We start from the raw sequence: 5,251 nt of genomic DNA on the forward strand, positions 1-5,251 counted from the left end.
CCACGCCGGCGCCCTGAGCGCTGGCCTGCTACCCACCCTCAGCGAGCAGGTCGGCGCCTCCCCCCGACAGCCCCGAGACCCCTGGGACGGCCAGCCCACCGCCGACGGATGGCGCGTTCCCCGCAACCCGAGCCGAACCCCCGTGCGTCCACGCTGCGCATTCGACGTTGAAGAGGGGACAGACGATCTGGGGCCGCTGCGCCTGGTGTCGGGCTTCGACGGTCGCCTGCGCGCCCTGCGACTGCAGTGGCCGGAGGAGTACCAGAGCCCGGCGTACGAGGCGCACAAAGCCGTCTTCCACGATGTCCTGACACGGCTCCCGCCTGATGTTGCGATGCACGTGGTGGTGGAGGGACAGGCGGGCGCGCATCTGCGCAGGCTCATCGACACATGGGACGTGCCATCCCCCGAACGCGTGCACCTCCACGACCTTCGCCTGCACTCCACCCCCGAGCAGCTCTACTGCCCGCTCACCCTCTGGGCCCGCGACGGCGCGGTGCTCACCACCACCGACGACGGGCGCCCGGTGCTGCTGCTGCCGCGCGCGTTCCGAGGCGACACGCAGGTCTCTTCCTCTTTGAACCGGCGGGTGGTGCAGGGGACCGGCGCCGCGCCCGCCCGCCTGAAGTCGGCGCTGCCCGACCTCATCGTGCGTCGCTCGACCCTGACCTTCGAGGGCGGCGACATGATCACGAACCGCGACACCGTTCTCATCGGCATCGACAGCATCACCGCCTGCATGGCAAGCATGCGGCTCACGCGCGAGGCGGTGACGCAGCGCTTCGAACAAGCACTCGGAAAGCGCGTGCTGATCATCGAGCCCCAGCCGGACTTCCACATCGACCTCGGGCTCACGTTCCTCGATGACGAGACGGTCGCGGTGGCCGATCCGGGAACCACCCTGCGCCGCTGCGGCGACGACCTCGCGCCGCTCGCCGCGGCGACGCGAAGCCGCGGGCTGGCGGAGCGATACGACGCTGTCTGCGCGAACCTCCAGCGTCACGGGTTCCGCACGGCGCGCGTGCCGAACCTCGCTGGCGTGGGGCTGCTCACCCCCTACATCACCTACAGCAACGTGCTCACGGAAACCGACCCCGCGAGCGGCGCAAAGCGGGTGTACATGCCCACCTACGACGTGCCGCATCTCGACGAGACGGCCCGCTCCGTCTATCGGGATCACGGCTTCGACGTGATCGACATGCCGTCAGCTCGGCTCAGCACGAGGCTGTGGGGCGCGATACGCTGCGCCACGGGGGAGCTGGGCGTCAGCGCGTAGACGAGCCCCGCTCAGGTCACGAACTCGGGCGGCAGGCCGTGTCCTTGACGCGGCCTGCAGAGAGCCCTCACTCAGACGCCCAGGTTCTCCGGAAAGAACACGCCGCTCTCCGACATCTCCGACTCGATCTGCAGCTTCCAGCTTCGCGCGAAGCTGTTGCCGGGATCGATCTCGAGGGAGCGCACCAGATGCTCGAGGGCTTTCTCGCGCTCGCGCAGATAGTAGTGGCCGAGGGCGATGTTGTAGTGGGTCATCGCGTCGTCGCCGTGCAGCCGAAGAGACTCGCGATAGAAGGCGATGGATTCGCGATAGTGCTCGAGGCGGTAGAGAAATCGCCCCATCACGAACGGCATGTCCCGGCTGCCGCCGATGCTGTAGTACAGATCCCACACCGCCGACAGCGTGACGCGCAGCTCGCGCTTCACGGTGTCGCTCACGCCGGAGATCTTGGGGAACATGCCCTCCGACAGATCGCACAGCAGGCGGTGATCGTATCGGCTGAGCCGCACCAGATCGATGCAGAGCTTGAGGGGCATCGTATCGGTGAGGCTGAGGTTGTGGCGCATGGTGAACCAGTCCACGGGACCGAACGTGTCGATGGCCTCGACAAAGGTCGTCCGCGTCTCGCCCAGCGGCGTCTCGGGCAGCAGCGCGAAGCACGATATCTCGAGGCTTGCCTCCCGGGTCGACGTGTGCAGCGCGAGACCGCCCTGCGCCTCGAACCATCGCCCCATGGCCTCGAAGTTGGCGGTGAGCGAGAAGCTGCCGTGCTTCACGGGCTCCGGATCGTTGCGCCACAGCAGCTCGTCGAGGCGGTTGTGGGCCTTGTCGGCACTGATGAGGGCCAGACGCCCCGCACTGATGTCGGTGAGCTTCTCGAGGCAGTTCAAGGCCCCGACGGGAAACGAGATCGATGTGTCGCCCAGGCGCTGGCGATAGTCGGCCAGGATGGCGTTCCACACCGGCCGCTCGGGGTAGTAGTCTCCCTCGATCGCAACGTGCTCATACGCCACCTCGAGGCGCCCGATGATGCCGGGATCGTCGAGATCAGGCTCCTCGGCTTGCGTCGACCGCAGCGTCACGAGGCTCTCGTTGAGCACGCCCCGCGTGACGCGAAACGCGTCGAACGTGAGGGTGTCGAAGACGTAGTTGCCGATGAAGATGACCGGGTTCTTCGTGGTCTCTCTCGAGAGAACGACACCGCTCTTCTCGAGCACGATGCGCGTGTCACGCTCGGCGTCGAAGCGCGCCAGGTCGAGAACACCCTGATCATAAAGCCCCGCCAGGCGCTCATGCGTTCGCCAGAACTCGAGGTTCTTGCCCGCGAAGTCGGTCATCACATAGCGAAAGCGGACGCCGAGCCCACGACGCTCGGAGAGCTCGAGAAGATGCCGCACGAACAGGTAGCCGAAGCGTCCCGCCCCCGCGCCAAGCTCGACGATGTGCACGGGCTCGCTCGTGTCGATCGCGCCTGCGTGCTCGAGATCGATGAGAATCGCGCGCGCCAGCACGGCATAGGCATGGGCGATGTACGAGTTGTTGGTGATGTAGTGCGGAACCGGACCCTTGTTCCAGGCCGTGACCCCCTGGTTGGCGTAGAAGCCGCGCTGCAACGCCCAGAGGCGACTCTCTGACAGCCGCTTGCCGCGCTCGATCACGCATCCGCCCTCGCTCATGCCTTCCTCCTCCTGGCGCCCCCACCCGCGGGACGCGGTCGATGGCGCACCATGCGCGCGCTCATGGCCGCAGTTCGAGGCACCGCGGCGTGACCCTGCCCCGCTTCCCTGGGGTACAGGCGGTCCGATCACGGTAACGCGATGGCGAGGGGGCTCGTGCGGTGGGAGGTTCATCCCGATGCCACCGCCGAAGCACGGGCATCAGCACAGGAACCGGTGCCGCCCGCCCCGGCGCGGAAGAGACGGGGGAGCGCGCCGAGATCCCCTCGGGAGGTCTCTGCAATGAGCGGGTCGCCAGACCTCGAGCGATCTCCGTGGATCGACGTGAGCCGCCCCCTCGATGAAGGGCTTGCGGCATGGCCCGGCGATCCCCCGTTCTGCGCGTGCCCGGTCTCCACCGTGGAGCAGCACGGGGCGCGGGTGAGCCGCCTCGAGATGTCGAGCCACGCAGGCACGCACATCGACGCCCCCGCCCATTTCATCGCCGGTGGACGGGGCGTGGACACCCTCGATCTCGCGCTGCTCGTGGGGGAGTGCCAGGTGATCGATGCGCCCTCGGTCGACGGTTGCGTGGGCCGCACCGCCCTCGAGCAAGGCGTGGCGCCAGACACACGACGGCTTCTCATTCGAACACGCCGCGCCGATGACGACTCCCCTCCCCCGCCACCGGCCGCGGGGCAGGGACATCTCGATGAAGAAGCGGCGCAATGGCTGGTGAAGCGAGAGATACGGCTGGTGGGCATCGACGCGCTCAGCATCGACGCCTTCGACAGTGCCCGCTACCCCGTCCACCACGCGCTGCTCGGCGCCGAGGTGATCATCGTCGAAGGGCTCGATCTGCGCGGCATCGACCCGGGTCGGTACGACCTCATCGCCCTGCCGCTCCGCCTCACGGGTGCCGACGGCTCACCCGCCCGCGTGCTGCTGCGCAAGCGCGCCTAGTGCTGCGTCCGCGAGATTCGTCCCTACCCCGGGTCAGGAGGCAGTCCTGGCACAGAGAAGTTCACACCGCCGTTACAACGCGGCAATGGCGCATGGAGACTTGAATCGCCATACTCAGCGCATGAAGAATCGTTACGGTCACGCGCTTCGACGGCTTCGCACGTCGCTGGGAATCAGCCAGCGAGCCCTGGCAAAGCGGCTCAACGTCTGTCAGCAGACGCTCTCTCACTGGGAATGCGGGCGTCGTCCGCTCCCCGCAGAAAGAGGAGCGCTCGCCGAACGCGCCCTGTGCTGCGCTCGGGGAACGCTGACGGGGCTCCCCGAAGAGGGCGGGTTCCGGCTCCTCGTGCGCAGCTCGTCGGCAAAGCGGGCACGATACCGCCCACCCTACGTCATTCGCGCGCGCATCGCCGACCTCGAAGGGCTGGGCAGCGTGGCGCGCCAGGTCGCGCAGCTTGCGCAAGAGCGATGCTCGACAAGCGAGCTCGAGGAGACAGACGAGCGCCTGCCGAGAGACACCGCGCATGAGCTCGTCTTCGCGATGCATCTGCTGGCTGCCGGCGCGCGCGTCGCATACAGCTGCTACAGTGCGTTCCGCCTGCCCGTGAACACCCTGTGCGACGACTCCTGGACAGACGGCCACGACCTGTTGCAGCCCGTTGTGGTGTGGACCTCGGGCGACGAGCGCATGGTGGTCTTCGGACAGGCCTGGCTGAACATCGCCTGGTGCGTCCCGGTGCGCACCGACTTCCTCGTCTACTACAAGCGAAAAGGCCAGGCCGGGTATTGGCTGTACGTCGAGATCGACGATGCCAGTCACAAGGACAAGCTCTATCACGATCAAGCCAGAGCCCTGGCCATCGCCCTCCCTGGGCTGCGATATGAGAACTACGTCGTCACCCGACCCGGTTTCTTCGACCGCTTCGTACGCGACGTACGCGCTCTGCAGCCGAAAGCACTGGAGATGCGCCGAGCACGACGGCGACAGGCCAACGAGCGCAGGAAGCGGCGCCTCGCCGAGAGCGTGAAGACGCAGCGGACGGCGTAGCCACGGGGCGCAGCCGAGGGTGAGCGGCAAAGGGCACAGCCGAGGGTGAGCGGCAAAGGGGCGCGGTCGAGGGTGATCGGCAAAGGGCACAGCCGAGGGTGAGCGGAGCCCGAGCCCTCACGCGCAGTACTGCCACAGATGTGGTACGACATCGCCGTTACGCACCACAGTGGTGGCAGTACGCGCCCCGCTCCCGACGCACGCACCACAGTGGTGGCAGTATGAGCCCCGCGCCCGACGTACGCACCACAGTGGTGGCAGTACGCGCCCCGCGCACGGCGTACGCACCACAGTGGTGGCAGTATGAGC

4 protein-coding genes are annotated in these 5,251 nt (G+C 67.5%); 3 read left to right on the forward strand and 1 reads right to left on the reverse strand.

Going from position 1 to position 5,251, the window contains the following annotated elements; genetic code table 11:
• Positions 1 to 1,276 (forward strand): hypothetical protein (locus tag EB084_18940; GenBank protein ID NDD30340.1); only part of this gene is annotated, 1,276 nt, incomplete at its 5' end.
• A 71-nt stretch (positions 1,277 to 1,347) separates the two neighbouring features.
• On the opposite strand, the gene EB084_18945 is transcribed toward EB084_18940, so the two are convergent.
• A complete protein-coding gene (locus EB084_18945; GenBank protein ID NDD30341.1) occupies positions 1,348 to 3,126 on the reverse strand; it encodes a tetratricopeptide repeat protein in 1,779 nt (592 codons plus the stop codon).
• Between EB084_18945 and EB084_18950 the strand changes: the two genes are divergently transcribed.
• Complete coding sequence (locus tag EB084_18950; protein ID NDD30342.1) at positions 3,094 to 3,894, forward strand: cyclase family protein; 801 nt, start codon at positions 3,094 to 3,096, stop codon at positions 3,892 to 3,894. The two genes, EB084_18945 and EB084_18950, sit on opposite strands and share 33 nt — an antisense overlap.
• Before the next feature lie 121 nt (positions 3,895 to 4,015).
• Entirely contained in the window at positions 4,016 to 4,942 is a 927-nt protein-coding gene (locus EB084_18955) for an XRE family transcriptional regulator (protein NDD30343.1), read from the forward strand.
• Positions 4,943 to 5,251 lie beyond the last annotated feature (309 nt).

This window comes from Pseudomonadota bacterium (assembly GCA_010028905.1).
Lineage (GTDB): Bacteria > Vulcanimicrobiota > Xenobia > RGZZ01 > RGZZ01 > RGZZ01.